This is a genomic window from Phormidesmis priestleyi ULC007, assembly GCF_001895925.1.
Classification (GTDB): Bacteria; Cyanobacteriota; Cyanobacteriia; order Leptolyngbyales; family Leptolyngbyaceae; genus Phormidesmis_A; species Phormidesmis_A priestleyi_A.
In genome coordinates this window covers 80,464-94,109 of record NZ_MPPI01000006.1, presented here as the reverse complement: position 1 = coordinate 94,109, position 13,646 = coordinate 80,464, and the positions used below count along the sequence as shown (strand labels likewise).

10 protein-coding genes are annotated in these 13,646 nt (G+C 49.3%); 6 read left to right on the top strand and 4 right to left on the bottom strand.

Annotation, left to right across the window (positions count from 1 at the left end; genetic code table 11):
• Positions 1–68: 68 nt before the first annotated feature.
• Positions 69–917 carry a diaminopimelate epimerase gene (dapF, locus tag BRW63_RS07350; protein ID WP_073070259.1) on the bottom strand — a complete coding sequence of 283 codons (849 nt, stop codon included), beginning with the start codon at positions 915–917 and terminating at the stop codon, positions 69–71.
• A gap of 110 nt (positions 918–1,027) precedes the next feature.
• On the opposite strand from dapF, the gene BRW63_RS07345 reads away from it, so the two are divergent.
• Entirely contained in the window at positions 1,028–1,243 is a 216-nt protein-coding gene (locus tag BRW63_RS07345; protein WP_073070258.1) for an Hfq-related RNA-binding protein, read from the top strand.
• Here the strand turns inward: BRW63_RS07345 and BRW63_RS07340 are convergent.
• The gene (locus BRW63_RS07340) at positions 1,240–3,534 is read right to left on the bottom strand and encodes a cation:proton antiporter (RefSeq protein ID WP_073070257.1); all 2,295 of its coding nucleotides are present in this window, start codon (positions 3,532–3,534) and stop codon (positions 1,240–1,242) included. The genes BRW63_RS07345 and BRW63_RS07340 overlap by 4 nt on opposite strands.
• Positions 3,535–3,778: 244 nt before the next feature.
• Between BRW63_RS07340 and BRW63_RS07335 the strand changes: the two genes are divergently transcribed.
• Positions 3,779–4,324 (top strand): late competence development ComFB family protein, encoded by a 546-nt coding sequence (locus tag BRW63_RS07335; protein ID WP_073070256.1) that lies wholly within the window; start codon positions 3,779–3,781, stop codon positions 4,322–4,324.
• A gap of 157 nt (positions 4,325–4,481) precedes the next feature.
• On the opposite strand, the gene BRW63_RS07330 is transcribed toward BRW63_RS07335, so the two are convergent.
• Positions 4,482–5,066 (bottom strand): L,D-transpeptidase, encoded by a 585-nt coding sequence (locus BRW63_RS07330; RefSeq protein WP_073070255.1) that lies wholly within the window; start codon positions 5,064–5,066, stop codon positions 4,482–4,484.
• 389 nt (positions 5,067–5,455) lie between these two features.
• On the opposite strand from BRW63_RS07330, the gene BRW63_RS28170 reads away from it, so the two are divergent.
• The 4 genes from BRW63_RS28170 (at position 5,456) to leuS (ending at position 10,108) form a co-directional block, all read left to right on the top strand.
• On the top strand, positions 5,456–5,620 hold the full coding sequence (locus BRW63_RS28170) for a hypothetical protein (RefSeq protein WP_181314363.1): 165 nt from the start codon (positions 5,456–5,458) through the stop codon (positions 5,618–5,620).
• 176 nt (positions 5,621–5,796) lie between these two features.
• Positions 5,797–6,456 carry a sigma-70 family RNA polymerase sigma factor gene (locus BRW63_RS07320; protein WP_073070253.1) on the top strand — a complete coding sequence of 220 codons (660 nt, stop codon included), beginning with the start codon at positions 5,797–5,799 and terminating at the stop codon, positions 6,454–6,456.
• Positions 6,457–6,627: 171 nt separating this feature from the next.
• Entirely contained in the window at positions 6,628–7,200 is a 573-nt protein-coding gene (locus BRW63_RS07315; protein ID WP_143162023.1) for an anti-sigma factor family protein, read from the top strand.
• Positions 7,201–7,558: 358 nt separating this feature from the next.
• Positions 7,559–10,108 carry a leucine--tRNA ligase gene (leuS, locus tag BRW63_RS07310; RefSeq protein WP_073070252.1) on the top strand — a complete coding sequence of 850 codons (2,550 nt, stop codon included), beginning with the start codon at positions 7,559–7,561 and terminating at the stop codon, positions 10,106–10,108.
• Here the strand turns inward: leuS and BRW63_RS07305 are convergent.
• Complete coding sequence (locus tag BRW63_RS07305) at positions 10,105–13,644, bottom strand: beta strand repeat-containing protein (RefSeq protein WP_073070251.1); 3,540 nt, start codon at positions 13,642–13,644, stop codon at positions 10,105–10,107. The two genes, leuS and BRW63_RS07305, sit on opposite strands and share 4 nt — an antisense overlap.
• Positions 13,645–13,646 lie beyond the last annotated feature (2 nt).

The following is a 13,646-nucleotide window of genomic DNA, read 5'->3' as shown; positions in this document are numbered from 1 at the left end:
AAATCCCGGAAGTTGCATCAGGGCATTGCCGTGCCCATTGTTCTTGTAAATAACCGATATTATTTAATTCACACTTCTAAGTTTCCTGCAAACACTCTCGTCGCCGGGCCCGTCATAGCAATTCGTCCGTCGGCTGCCCACTCAATTTCTAGACAGCCACCGGGTAGCTCGATCGTGGCGCGGCGATCGCACCTACCCGTCAGCACACCCGCAATTAGCGAAGCGCACGCCCCTGTACCACACGCTAATGTAATTCCAGCGCCTCGCTCCCACACACGCATTTTTAGATAGTCCGATCGCACTACTTGAATAAACTCAGTATTGATGCGCTGCGGAAAGGCTGAATGATGTTCAAACTGAGGTCCAATTTGCTCTAAAGAAATCGCAGCCACATCTTCCACAAATGTGATGCAGTGAGGGTTTCCCATGCTGACGCACGTCACCTGCCAGGTTTGACCCGCCACGTCTAGCGGTTGGTCAATGACCTTGAGATCGGCATCCACCAAGCTGGTTGGAATCTCTGCGGCTAATAGGTAAGGCATTCCCATATCGACTGTGACCTGCCCGTTTGCTTCGAGCTTTAGAGTCATCACGCCTGCCAGTGTGTGAATCAGATATTTCTGCTTGGAGACTTCGGTATCGGTGGTTTCAAGGTCTGCTAAAAATCGACCCAGACAGCGAATTCCATTGCCACACATTTCTGGCTCTGACCCATCAGAGTTAAAAATTCGCATGGTGTAATCGGTGCCATCTTGCCCAGGTAGAGCAAAGATTACACCATCTGCGCCAATGCCAAAGTGACGATCGCACAGCTTAACGGCTCGGTCAGGGGTCAAACGAAGCTTAGTTGAGGCACGATTATCGACCAAAATAAAATCGTTGCCGAGTCCGTGATATTTGACAAATTCGAGGCTCATAAGTATCGATCCGCAGAATGTGTAGAGTTGCAGTAGGGAACTATAAAGGTGCGGTCAGCAAATGCTACTCTCACTGCTAACCCTTGATCATTTTAAGAAAGGAACTCAGCATGGCTATTGAACTAGATACTGGACTGCCGAGCGTTCGTCAAATTCAAACCGTGATTCGTGAAGAAAAAGAAGTTGAGATGAAACTCGTCACGGGCGATTTGCTGACCGGAAAAGTGCGCTGGCAAGACCACCATTGTATCTGTGTGTTGGATCAGTATGACCAGCCTGTGATTGTTTGGCGACAAGCGATCGTTTACGTCAAACCAAAAGCCTAAAGCTCTGCTGAATCGATGGAAATCGGCAGAATTGAAAGCTCAAATTTTGGCGAGATAGAAGTCGTCGCTTGGTTTAAAGCGTGAAAACTTCCGCACAGCAGTAAGCGATCGCCTGCTTGCACATCTACATCATCGGCAGGAAACCGCAAAAATTTGTTTTCTCGCCGAATTGCCTGAATTTGAATCTTATACTGCCGTCGCCAATCTAACTCCGCCAGGGTTTTGCAGACGATCGTGCTATCTTCAAGCACCTGTATCCACTGACACGACGCATTTTCAGCCGGAACCGCCGCTTCTCCTTTGGCTAACTCGTCAAAGGCGGCTAGCTCATCCGATTCGCCCACAATTAGCAAGCGATCGCCCTGTTCTAACGTGGTGGCGGCATCGGGGTAGTCTAGTTCAGCCCCACCCGCTCGCCGAATTGCCATCAAGGTCACGCCCGTTAACCGTCGAATATCGGTTTCTTCTAACGTCATCCCTGTGAGCGGCGATTCTTCAGGCAGCGGATACCACTTGCTGTTCATCTCCTCGGTTGCGGCTTTTAACTCGCGAGAAATTTCAGCCGACGGGCGCTCAGGACGCAATTCTAAATAGTGCGAGTTGCGAATTTGCTGCACTTCTCGCTGAATTGCTGGCAAGGGCAGACCCACACCATTCAGCAAGTGGGCTGAGAGTTCTAAACTGGCTTCAAATTCTGGCTGAACGACTTCTCTTGCGCCCAACTGATAAAGCAACTCAATGTCTTTTCCCTGGTTGGCACGAACGACGATATCCAGATCAGGGGCAATTTCTAGCGCACGCTTGAGGCAGAGACGAGTGCTCATCGGGTCGGGCAAGGCGATCGCCATCCCTTGGGCGTGAGCAACCCCCGCTTTTTCTAAAACGTGCAGACTCGCCGCGTTGCCATAGATATAAGGCAGCCCTGCTTCTCGGACTTGCTGAATCCGGCTTTCTGATTGGTCAACCACCACGACTGGATAGCCACGATCCTGCAAAAGTCGCACAATGTTTCGTCCGATTTGCCCATAGCCGCAAACCACGACATGATTTTGGGTCGGCAGATCGTCGGCGATCGCTAACGGCACATCACTTTCCTCAAGATATTTTTTGAGCAGTGGCAGAGACTCCGCCCAAGTAAAGAGCCGGGGCACCAATCGCAGCACAAAAGGGGTTAGCACCAATGTGACGGCTGTGGTTCCTAAAATCAGCAGATAGACGCGACGAGAAACTAGCCCTAGTGACAGGCCTTCACTGGCCAACACAAAAGAAAATTCTCCGATCTGGGCTAGTCCCAATCCGGCAATCAGTGCCGTTTTAAGGGGATAGCGAAACAGTCGGACAAGAGGCGTGATGATCAAAAACTTGCCGACAAATACGATCGCGACTAATCCTAAAATCAACTCTATATTGTTCCAGAGAAAGACCGGATCGATCAGCATTCCGATCGACGCAAAAAATAGCGACGCAAAAATATCGCGGAGTGGCTCGACATAAGTGAGCGTCTGATCGGCGTATTCTGCCTCTGAGATCATTAACCCGGCGACAAAGGCACCCATTTCGATCGACAGTCCTAAATGCTCAGTCAGCAGCGCAATGCCCAAACAGATGGCCACAACTCCTAGCAAAAATAGCTCACGACTCTCGGTTTTTGCCAGCAATCTCAAAAGCGGCGGAATCACCCAAATTCCAGCAGCGATCGCGCCGAGGGCAAAAAGCCCAGTCTGAATCAGCGCCCAACCGACTGCCAGTCCAATTTCTTCTACAGGTTTATCTAGTGCCGGGAGAACTGCCAGCATCAGACCGAGCGCCAAGTCTTGCACCACCAAAATGCCCAACATCACCTGTCCGTAAGGTGTGCCTGTTTCATTGCGCTCCATCAAGCACTTCAGCACAACGGCAGTCGAGGACAGAGAGAGAATCGCCCCTAAAAACACGCCTTGGGCTGGAGACGTGACCCAACCTAAGCCAAGCGATACCAGAGTAGTCACCAAAACCGTCAGCGTGATCTGTAACCCACCGCCTCCCAAACTGATGGCTTTGACTTTCTTCAACTCTGAGAAAGAAAACTCAACGCCCAGTGCAAATAAGAGAAAGGCAACTCCAAACTGAGCCAGTGTTTCTACCTGCACAACTTCTTTAATCAGCCCTAGCCCAGTTGGGCCAACCACCACGCCTGCCAGAAGATATCCTAGCAAGACGGGTTGTTTAAGCAATGCAGCCAGCAAGCCTCCTGCGGCAGCGGCAGCCAAAACCGAGACGAGATCGACGATTAACCGGAAATCTTCTTGCACGGGTTCTAAATATTAGAAGAAATATTACAGTTTATAAACTTTAGAATACTAAGTTTTCAGGGAGTTTGTTAAGGGAATCATAAAAGAGCGATCGATCTCTTAACGATCGCCACACCCTTATTGCACAAACTGCATAACTTTTTATAATTCTGCGTAATTGAAGTGTTGTTTGACACAGAATCTAGGGCAGAATGATTCGGGGGTTGTCTATATCAAACTGCTGCTTGGAGTTTAAAAAGGCGCTATGAGTATAGTCAAAATTGTTGAACAAGCCTTACAAGACGGCTATTTGACACCAGCAATGGAAGCTGAGGTGGGGCGCATTTGCGATGCAGCTTCAGAACTGTTGATCGAAGAGTATATGGCTTTAGATCGGCTGATGGGAGCGCTGCTAACAGGCGAAGTCGTAGCAGTTCCCCGAAAGCAATTTATCAATGTGATGGAAGAATTAGTGTTGACGGAGGCGATCGCACGAGTTGCGGAGATCGAAGCGACGAGCGATCGCACGTTAGATCTCGGCGATATTGCGGCTTATGCGCTCAATCGCTTATTGCCGCTTTATGCCACGACTGAAGAAGGTGCAGTTTATCAACGTCAACGAGCCAAAGAAGAACTACAAGGACTCATTGCTCAACAGGTCGGTGCCGCGATCGCTCGCAGCCTCGATCGTCCCGAATTTTTTCCTGAGCGGCAAGCGATCGGCAAAAAATCAAAAGACGAAATTTTGGCGCAAGTTAGCACTCTGCTGCAAGCCTACGCGCCTAACTTTGAGTCAGAGCCAAGCCGATAGTCAAAAGTCTCATCACAATCTTGGAGGTGAGGAGCTTAAGGATCGTGAATTCAATCATATCGGTTACTTGCAAGGTCAATGGGCACGGCAGTGCCATGCCCGTACGCAAGCTCTGGTCTTAATTTAATTTACAATCCTAAGCCCTTTTTTTGCTGTTTTAAGGTTTTACCGTGACGGGTGTTCCGGTAGATATTTGTTTGTAAAGCTTTCCAATGTCTGAATTTCTCATTCTTAAGCAACCATGAGACACGGGTTGACCCACTAGTCGTTCATCGTTGGTTCCATGAAAGCCGATCAGCAAGCTTCCGACCGACCCAAACCCAATCCACCACTTGCCGAGGGGATTTCTTTTTCCGGGTAAAACCTTCTCTCCGGTGATTGGGTGTTGCCAAACAGGGTCTTGATACTTTTGCGACACGCTGGAGGTTCCGATCGGAGTCTCCCAGCCCGGTTGCCCGATCGCCACAGGGTAACTAACTTTTTTGAGGTCTTTCTCATAAACATAGACGCGGCGATCGCTGAGATCCACCACCAGCTTTAAACGTTTAGCCGCGACTTTTGGAGACGGCTTTTTTGCCATTGGCTCTGGTTTAACAAAACTAGGGACTTGAATCTTAGACAAAGCCGTGCGAGGAAGCGCTGAAATTTGCTGCCACTGGGACGCAATTAGCAAAATGCCAGTCCCCATACACAGCACCATTAAATGGCGAGGAAACGTAACATCCTGGTTTTTACTCGCCATTCTGCTGAGTCTAGTCACACTTTTTTGAACTTCAGAGTTTCTTAAAATTGCTCTGTGGAATCACGGTCGCAATTGTCGAACCACGATCGTACTTTACTAATAGCATTCCGGAAGTGATCGTCTCAGCGTGAAGAACAAGGTAGCAGCCCTAAGCGTTAGGGAAGCACGATCGGAGATGACAGACGATCGTAAACTCTCGTTCAAAAAAGGCAAAAACTTCAACGCTTCTTCATAAATTAACCTAGATTTCTTTTCGGAACATAGGGCACTTTATAGGTGCAAGTGCATTCTTGAGGTTGGAAGAGCCTGCTAAAACCGATTGAAGCACTCTTCTAAATCTACAATTTCATCTACTTATTGGTGTGCAGGTCTTGTGGGGGAAAATAACGATGACTGAGAGATTACTACTAGCAATCATAATCACATTCTCACTCAACTGTCTTTTAGGGCTTTCTGCAACATCAGCGCAAGAGACAGCAGGCTCACAGCCGATGCAAGCCATTCAAAAACAAGTCACCATGCTTTTGGCGAGTGCGGCTCTGCATGACAAATAAGTTGAGTCATCTATCAGTAGTCTGAAACCCGCTCTGCCAGTAAAAGATATTTTGCGCCGTGTGCGAGATATGCTGGTGAAACAACCGGAAAGATTGGGAGATTATCAGGGAACTTCTAAAACAGAGTTTGTGTCATGGGAGAAAGAATGTAGGAACGTTTAGAGCGAATTCCGCCCATGAGTCAATCCTTTCCTGTATCCTGGTCTTCGGTTGAGGCAACCGCTTCTCAAACGCCAGTGCAAGCAGAAAAACTCCCTAACTACGATTTAGTTTTGCAGTGTCAGACCGGGCATCGTCCAGAGAAAGCGGCGTTTGCTGAACTCATGCGGCGATATCAGTCTCACGTTGACAAAGTTCTCTACCACTTGGCTCCTGATTGGCAAGATCGGGCTGACCTGGCTCAAGAAGTGTGGATTCGGGTCTATCGCAACGTCAAGCGACTCAACGACCCGATCAAGTTTCGAGGCTGGCTGAGTCGAATCGCAACCAACTTGTTTTATGACGAGTTGCGAAAGCGTAAGCGTAACTCAAGTCCGCTTTCTCTAGATGCGCCCCTCACCTTAGATGATGGCGAATTAGACTGGGAGATTGCTTCAGCCACTCCTGGCCCTGAAGAAGATTTGACGACCCGCGAGTTTTATGACCAGCTCAATGAAGCGATCGCTGACTTGCCCGAAGTGTTTCGCACGACGATCGTGCTTCGAGAGATTGAGGGCATGGCTTATGAAGAAATCGCTGAACTGACTGGCGTTTCTTTAGGAACGGTTAAGTCTAGGATTGCGAGAGCGAGACATCGTTTGCAGACTCAGCTACAGCAATATTTAGATGGAGGCTGAGGTTTTAAGTTCTGATGACTCCTAATGTATTTACAATTTGTTTCTGCTAATATTTCTTGACTGCGGTAATTACTACGACTTGCGTCAGTTGAATTTCTCAGATTGACTTCGGTAGACTAACTTGTGTTGATGACAACTGGGTATTCTCATTTCAAGAGAAGTGATTCCACGATGAACCCTGATTTAGATCCGCTTAATAATTCCATGCAACCATCCTCCGATCCGGCTTCCCCTAAAGATTCGTTTGAGTCAACCACTCTGCAACGCGATCGCTTTGAGTTGCTGAGTGCCTATTTAGATGGCGAGGTGACTGCCGCCGAGCGCAAGCAGGTCGAAGAGTGGCTAGTCGATGATGTCACGGTGCAAAAGCTTCACGCTCGTTTAATGATGCTGCGTCAAGGGTTCCGTTCTCTGCCTGTGCCGCAGCCCAGTCAGCCCGTTGAGCAGACGGTTGAGAAAGTCTTGGCTCAGGTTGAGCGTAGACCAAAACTCTCACTGGTTTGGGGAGGGTCAGCGATCGCGGCTCTTTTTGTCGGAGCGGTGACGATCATTTCTCCGATAGTTAGACCTCCGGCTTCACAAGTGGCAATCAAGACTTCGCAGCCTGCGGTGACTAATTCACAGCCTAGCGTTGAAAGTGATGGGCTATTAGTCGCGCTCGATCAACCCGTGTTGGCGATTCCTAAAGAGGCAACTACTCCCAAAGCTACTACCGGGGTGAAATCGAATAGCTCGGCGCATTAAGAATCGGCTCTTCTAGCTCATAGTCCGCAGTCGTTCAGTCTGGCTGCGGATTGTTTTTATTGCCAACTTGCTTCATCGAGCAAATTACCTCTGTGGTGAGTAGAAAGTGTCACAATAGTTTAATCAACGTCAGTTCGACAGAAGCGGTTCGCTCCGAGCAGCTTTGTTGAGCCGAAGGCAGTGTAAATTCGGGAAGCCCCCTAAATCCCCCAAATTGGGGGACTTCAAGCCAAAATTTCCGGTTCAAAGTCCCCCAGAATGGGGGATTTAGGGGGCAGAAGCCGATGACAACGCAGCGAAAAAACTCGTCGAACTGACGTTAAATTAAATCGTTAAAGCTTAGTTAGGAGTTCCGATCGTGGAGTCTCGTTACAACCCCGCCGACATTGAGCAAAAGTGGCAGCAAGTGTGGAATCAGCATGGGCTGAACCGGACTTCAGAAGATAGCAGTAAAGAAAAGTTTTATGCGCTATCGATGTTTCCCTATCCGTCTGGCGACCTTCACATGGGGCATGTGCGGAACTATACGATCGTGGATGTGATTGCGCGTCTGAAGCGAATGCAGGGTTATCGCGTGTTGAACCCGATGGGCTGGGACGCATTTGGTCTGCCTGCGGAGAATGCGGCGATCGAGCGGAATATTCACCCGGCAAAGTGGACTGATCAGAATATTGCTCAGATGCGGGATCAGTTCAATCAATTGGGAATTTCCTTTGATTGGGATCGAGAGATTGCAACCTGTTCGCCCGATTATTATCGCTGGACGCAATGGATCTTTCTGGAATTCTTTAAAGCAGGATTGGCGTATCAGAAAGATGCCACAGTAAATTGGGACCCGATCGACCAAACTGTTTTAGCCAATGAGCAGGTTGATGCAGACGGAAAATCCTGGCGATCGGGCGCGATCGTCGAACGCAAACAATTGCGTCAGTGGTTCTTAAAAATCACCGATTATGCCGAACAGTTATTGACCGATCTCGACCAGTTAACCGGGTGGCCCGATCGCGTCAAGCTGATGCAAGCCAACTGGATTGGCAAATCAGTCGGCGCTTATTTAGAGTTTCCGATCATGGGAATGGATGAGAAAGTTGGCGTGTTTACGACTCGTCCTGATACGGTTTATGGCGTGACTTATGTGGTGTTGGCTCCTGAACATCCACTGACGCAACGAGTAACAGTCAGCGATCGCAGAGCAGCCATTGACGCATTTGTTCAAGAAGTCTCGACGCAAACCGAGCTAGAACGGACTGCGGAAGACAAGCCAAAACGCGGAATTCCGACGGGCGGCAAGGCGATCAATCCCTTTACAGGGGAAGAAATTCCGATCTGGATTGCAGACTATGTGCTGTATGAGTATGGAACCGGGGCAGTGATGGGCGTTCCGGCTCATGACGTGCGAGATTTTGTGTTTGCCCAACAGAATGAGTTGGCGATCGTCCCTGTAATCATTCCTGAAGGCGGCGATGTAGCGACTCCTCTAACGGCTGCTTACACAGAGCCAGGTGTGCTGATTAACTCTGCTGAATTTGATGGAATGCCGTCTCCCAATGCGAAACAAGCGATCATTCAAAAGGCAGAACAGGCGGGTTGGGGCAACGCTCGAATTCAGTATCGGTTGCGAGATTGGTTGATTTCGCGTCAGCGCTATTGGGGTGCGCCGATTCCGATCGTCCATTGTCCCAATTGCGGTGCGGTTGCTGATGCTGATCTGCCCGTGAAGTTGCCCGAAGATGTTGAGTTTTCGGGGCGTGGGGCTTCTCCGTTGGCGAAATTAGACGCTTGGGTAAATGTGCCGTGTCCGACCTGCGGCGCTCCTGCAAAACGAGAAACCGATACGATGGATACTTTTATGGATTCGTCGTGGTATTTTTTGCGCTATCCCGATGCTAAAAATGATCACGCAGCCTTCGATCGCACGAAAATTAATGATTGGATGCCCGTTGATCAATACGTTGGCGGCATTGAACACGCGATCTTGCATTTACTGTATTCGCGATTTTTCACAAAAGTGTTGCGCGATCGGGGCTTGCTCAAGGTTGACGAACCTTTTCAACGGTTGCTAACACAGGGTATGGTGCAGGGCAAAACCTATAAAAATCCACGCACCGGAAAGTATGTGATCGCGACTCAGATTGCAGATTTGACGACTCCGATCGATCCTGAGACGGGCGACAAATTAGAAGTCGTCTACGAGAAAATGTCGAAGTCAAAATATAACGGCGTAGCACCCGGAGATGTGATTAAAAAATATGGGGCTGACACGGCTCGAATGTTCATCTTATTTAAAGCGCCACCCGAAAAAGATTTGGAATGGGAAGACGCAGATGTTGAAGGACAGTTTAGATTCTTGAACCGGATCTGGCGTTTAGTCACAGAGTTTGCACCGGGTTCAGGAATTAGAGTTCAGGGTTCATTGAGTAAGCCTGAAAAGGAACTGCGGCGATCGATTCACATCGCAATTAAAGAAGTCACTGAAGATTTGCAAGGTGACTATCAGTTCAACACTGCCGTTTCAGAGATGATGAAACTGAGTAATGCGCTGAGTGATGCCGCGATTAAAGAGTCTCCTGTTTACGCAGAAGGGATTCAGACTTTGCTGCGGCTGTTGGCTCCTTTTGCGCCTCACATCGCTGAAGAGCTGTGGCATCTGCTGGGGCACACCGATTCAATTCATACGCAAGCGTTTCCGATGCTTGACCCGGCCGCTTTGGTGGCAGATGAAATCACGATCGTGATTCAAGTGATGGGTAAAACGCGAGGAACAATTCAAGTTCCGGCTCAGGCAGACAAGGCGACGATCGAGCAATCTGCCCGCGAATCAGATGCCGCGCGGCGACACATCGACGGCAAGGAGATTAAGAAAGTGATCGTCGTGCCTGGGAAACTGGTGAACTTCGTCATCAGCTAGTTAATCTTGGCGCGAAAGCGGATAAACCCATAGGAAGTAGCGGGATTTCCAGATCCGATCGAGCGGTCAACCTGACCCACATTTACCAAGACGGCTCCATTTCCAGGACTGGTGCCCGTGCAAGTGGTTGGAAAAGCAGATCCGCCATAAAAGCCGCCATCGGTGTCACTGCCTCCTACCGGATCTGAGATCGGCGTGGGCATTCCGGTGCCGATCGAGCGTTGCAGCGAATTGATCACGTAAGTCGTGTTTTGGGGCACAAAATCACAGATGCTGACGTTTTTAGCGTCTGCGGCACCATTCGAGAGAAAGTAGATCGTGTACTCCATCTCATCCTGGGGCTGAGGTTGATTAGCCGCTGGAATTTGGCTTGTGTCAAAAGCGCCCCTCAAATACGCTGTGCTTGACCAACCGGGGTCGTTATCGTCTCCCGCGTTGGCACCTGTTGTTAGATCGTTGAATCCATTGATTGAAGTTCCGGTAAACGTGCCAGATGTGGTTTTGCCGATCGCAGTAATCCGCTTGACCAAAACCAGATGCGGGTTTGACGAAGAACTAGCGGTAAAGCTGGCACTTGCTGGCTCTAAATTAGTATCTCCGCTGGCGGTTAACAGCGCTTTGGCAGCGATCGTATTAGTTCGTGCCCCCGCTGTGATGGCTTTAACATCTACAGAAACGGTGCAGGACGATTGGGGAGGCATTGTTGCTCCAGCTAAAGTTACGCTGTCTGTGGAGGTGGTCACACTGCCGTTAGTGCAGGCTGTCGCAGCATTGCTGGGAGAAGCAATCACTAATCCTGTCGGTAGAGTGTCAGTGATGCCGACACTGTTAAGCGACGAACTGTTGTTGAAGTTTGAGATAGTGATCGTGAGTTTGACCACATCACCGATCGTCGCTGCACTCGGAGAGAAAGCTTTTGAGACTCCAGGACGAGGCAAAAATGTGATGGATGCCTTGGCCTCTTGAGGATTTTTTGCGCCTTCTCTCGTGGTGACTGCGTTTGCAGTGATCACATTCGTTAAGTTTCCGGCAGTGGTCGAGGTGATGCTCAAGGTGATTTTGCAGGTGCCGCTCGGCGCGATCGTGCCACCTGCCAACGATAAGCTACTAGTTCCTGGAACAGCAGTTAGCGTTCCTCCGCAGGTGTTGGTTAAGTCGGGCTGAGTTGCGATCGTCATCCCCGTGGGCATCGTGTCGGTAAACTTTACGTCGTTGAGAGAGGCTGAAGAGTCTTGGTTGGTGAGGTCGATCGTCATTGTTGCTGAAGAGCCACCTGCGACGCTCACCGGATTAATCTCTTTGTTGACGGTGATGCCGATCGTAGTGACCCCGGTCAATTTTGCCGTCGCCGCGAGAGGATTGGTCGCTCCCTGTTGGGAGGTAAAGGCATCTGCCGCGATCGTGTTGGTCGCGGCACTGGCTTTGGGCTTAGTGACATCGATCAAAATTGAACACTTACCCGGAGTTGCACTGTCAAAGGCAGGTGGAATAACGCCGCCAGCTAATGACAGAGCGGTATCTCCGGGTTTAATCGCGCCTGAGTTTCCGGTGATGGTTCCTCCGCAGCTATTAGTCAAGTTGACTGGATTGGCGACCCTGAAGTTGTCAGCCGTATTGGACTGCACGAAGTTGTCTAGAAACGCTGCCTGAGTAATCGGGTAGGTTTGAGGATTCTCGATATCAATTCGCATTCGAGAAATTCCGCCGATGGCGATCGTGGGACTGACAAAAGATTTCCGAATCCGAACTCCCGCAGTCGTGATCAAACTGGCGGAGGCTTCACTATCATTGGTGACTTTTTCTTTTGTGACCACCTGCTTGGCTGGAATCGTGTTTTTATAAATGCCTTCTAACGGCACCGTTACGTCTGCTGTAATCGTGCAAGTTCTTCCCGCCGGGAGAGTAGTATTAAAAATGCTCACCTGGTTGCTGTTAACTGGGTTATCTGATGAGGACGAACCTGTTAGGGTGCAAGTGTGAAAGATCCGTTTTCCTGAAACGACGGTCATCCCAGCGGGCAACGTATCTTTGATTTCTAACGCGGTCAGGTTGACGTTGCTGGCTGGGTTGCTGAGGGTAATCGTCAAGATAGAGATTCCGCCTGCTGGAATCGTTGGAGGGCTGAAACTCTTGTCGATCGTCAGCGAGTCTTTTCCCGTTCCGCCACCGCCTGTAAAACTGGTAATGGTGATCGTGTCACTCGCTGCGTTGCTATTCGTGATGTTTTCAGTGTTGGTGAGTGCGTTTGCTCCGATCGTGTTGGTATAGATTCCGGCTGTTTTACCAACCACATCAACTTTGATGGTGCAAATTCCGAATCCTGTAGAGGTCGCGATCGGAATAGTGCCACCTCTGAGAGTAACGCTAGTGTCACCTGCGTTGCCGCCGACTGTGCCGCCAGTGCAGTCAGTTGATTTTCTAGGCGTTAGTGCAATTTGCAATCCAGTCGGAAGATTATCGGTTAGTCCAGCATTGTTTAAACTGCTCACTGTGCCATTCGTAACTGTGATTGTCAGGATGAAAACCTGATCGATGTTAGCGGTTATTTTAGAAAAAGTCTTTGCAATCCGAACTCGACCATCGACCTCAATATCGTCGTAAAATGCCTGATCGTTAGTGACTCCACGACCCGTTGTAATTGCGCCTTTAGCAATCGTGTTGCGATATTTGCCATTGCCTGACGGAGCAATCACATCAATCTCGATCACACAGTTACCGCTTGCTGGGAGAGTCAAGCTATTTACTTTAAACGAATTGTTATCGGCGGCAGTAGTGATCACTCCGCCCCCATTTCCCCCAGCGGAACAGACGATCGTTGGATTAGGAGTTCCTGAAACTTTTAATCCGATCGGCAGCAGGTCATCGGTAAAAGACGTACCAAAAATGGCGATCGAGTTGGAATTGCTCAACGTGATTTTCACTCTAGAAATCCCAGAAGGAGGAACCAAGCTAGGTGTGAAACCTTTTGTGCCCGAAATGGGTGAGAGTGTGATGACTTGAAGAGTGGCGCTGGCTGGAGTGAGATTTTTTTCGATGGTTCCGGTGGTTCCGTTAACGGTTTGCAGCGCTCCAACTGGCAACGTGTTGAAGTTATTTCCGGCAGTGGTGGAGGTGACATTAACCGTCACGGTGCATTCTCCATTGGGAGCAATAGTACCGCCTGTAAGTTTGATGGAGCTACTCGTCGCTGCTAAGGTTCCGCCGCAGTCTGTGACCTCGGTGCCTGGAACAATTTGAATGCCAGGATTAGGAGTATCGGTAAAAGTTGCCTGCTTTTGTTCGACTGCCGCCGATGAGTTAAACAACTTGATGGTCAGCTTAGACGTGTCTCCAGGATTAATGATTGACGGACTAAATGACTTGTTAATTGAAACATCTGCCCGTGCTGGTAATGCGAATAAAATGCTTAATAGAATGAAAAAATTAACCCATAGCGAATGCTGTGGTTTTAAAGTAGCGATCGCTAGAATTTTGTGCAGCAGCGATCGCCGCATCTCATTATTATCAGCATTCAATAAGTTAGCTTTTTTGCTCATGG

Bases quoted from the DNA above. Each gene is read 5' to 3' on its own strand.
- BRW63_RS07320 (WP_073070253.1), top strand. From the start codon at position 5,797: ATGAGTCAATCCTTTCCTGTATCCTGGTCTTCGGTTGAGGCAACCGCT.
- BRW63_RS28170 (WP_181314363.1), top strand. From the start codon at position 5,456: ATGACTGAGAGATTACTACTAGCAATCATAATCACATTCTCACTCAAC.
- dapF (WP_073070259.1), bottom strand. From the start codon at position 917: ATGAGCCTCGAATTTGTCAAATATCACGGACTCGGCAACGATTTTATT.
- BRW63_RS07315 (WP_143162023.1), top strand. From the start codon at position 6,628: ATGAACCCTGATTTAGATCCGCTTAATAATTCCATGCAACCATCCTCC.
- BRW63_RS07330 (WP_073070255.1), bottom strand. From the start codon at position 5,066: ATGGCGAGTAAAAACCAGGATGTTACGTTTCCTCGCCATTTAATGGTG.
- BRW63_RS07335 (WP_073070256.1), top strand. From the start codon at position 3,779: ATGAGTATAGTCAAAATTGTTGAACAAGCCTTACAAGACGGCTATTTG.
- BRW63_RS07345 (WP_073070258.1), top strand. From the start codon at position 1,028: ATGGCTATTGAACTAGATACTGGACTGCCGAGCGTTCGTCAAATTCAA.
- BRW63_RS07305 (WP_073070251.1), bottom strand. From the start codon at position 13,644: ATGAGCAAAAAAGCTAACTTATTGAATGCTGATAATAATGAGATGCGG.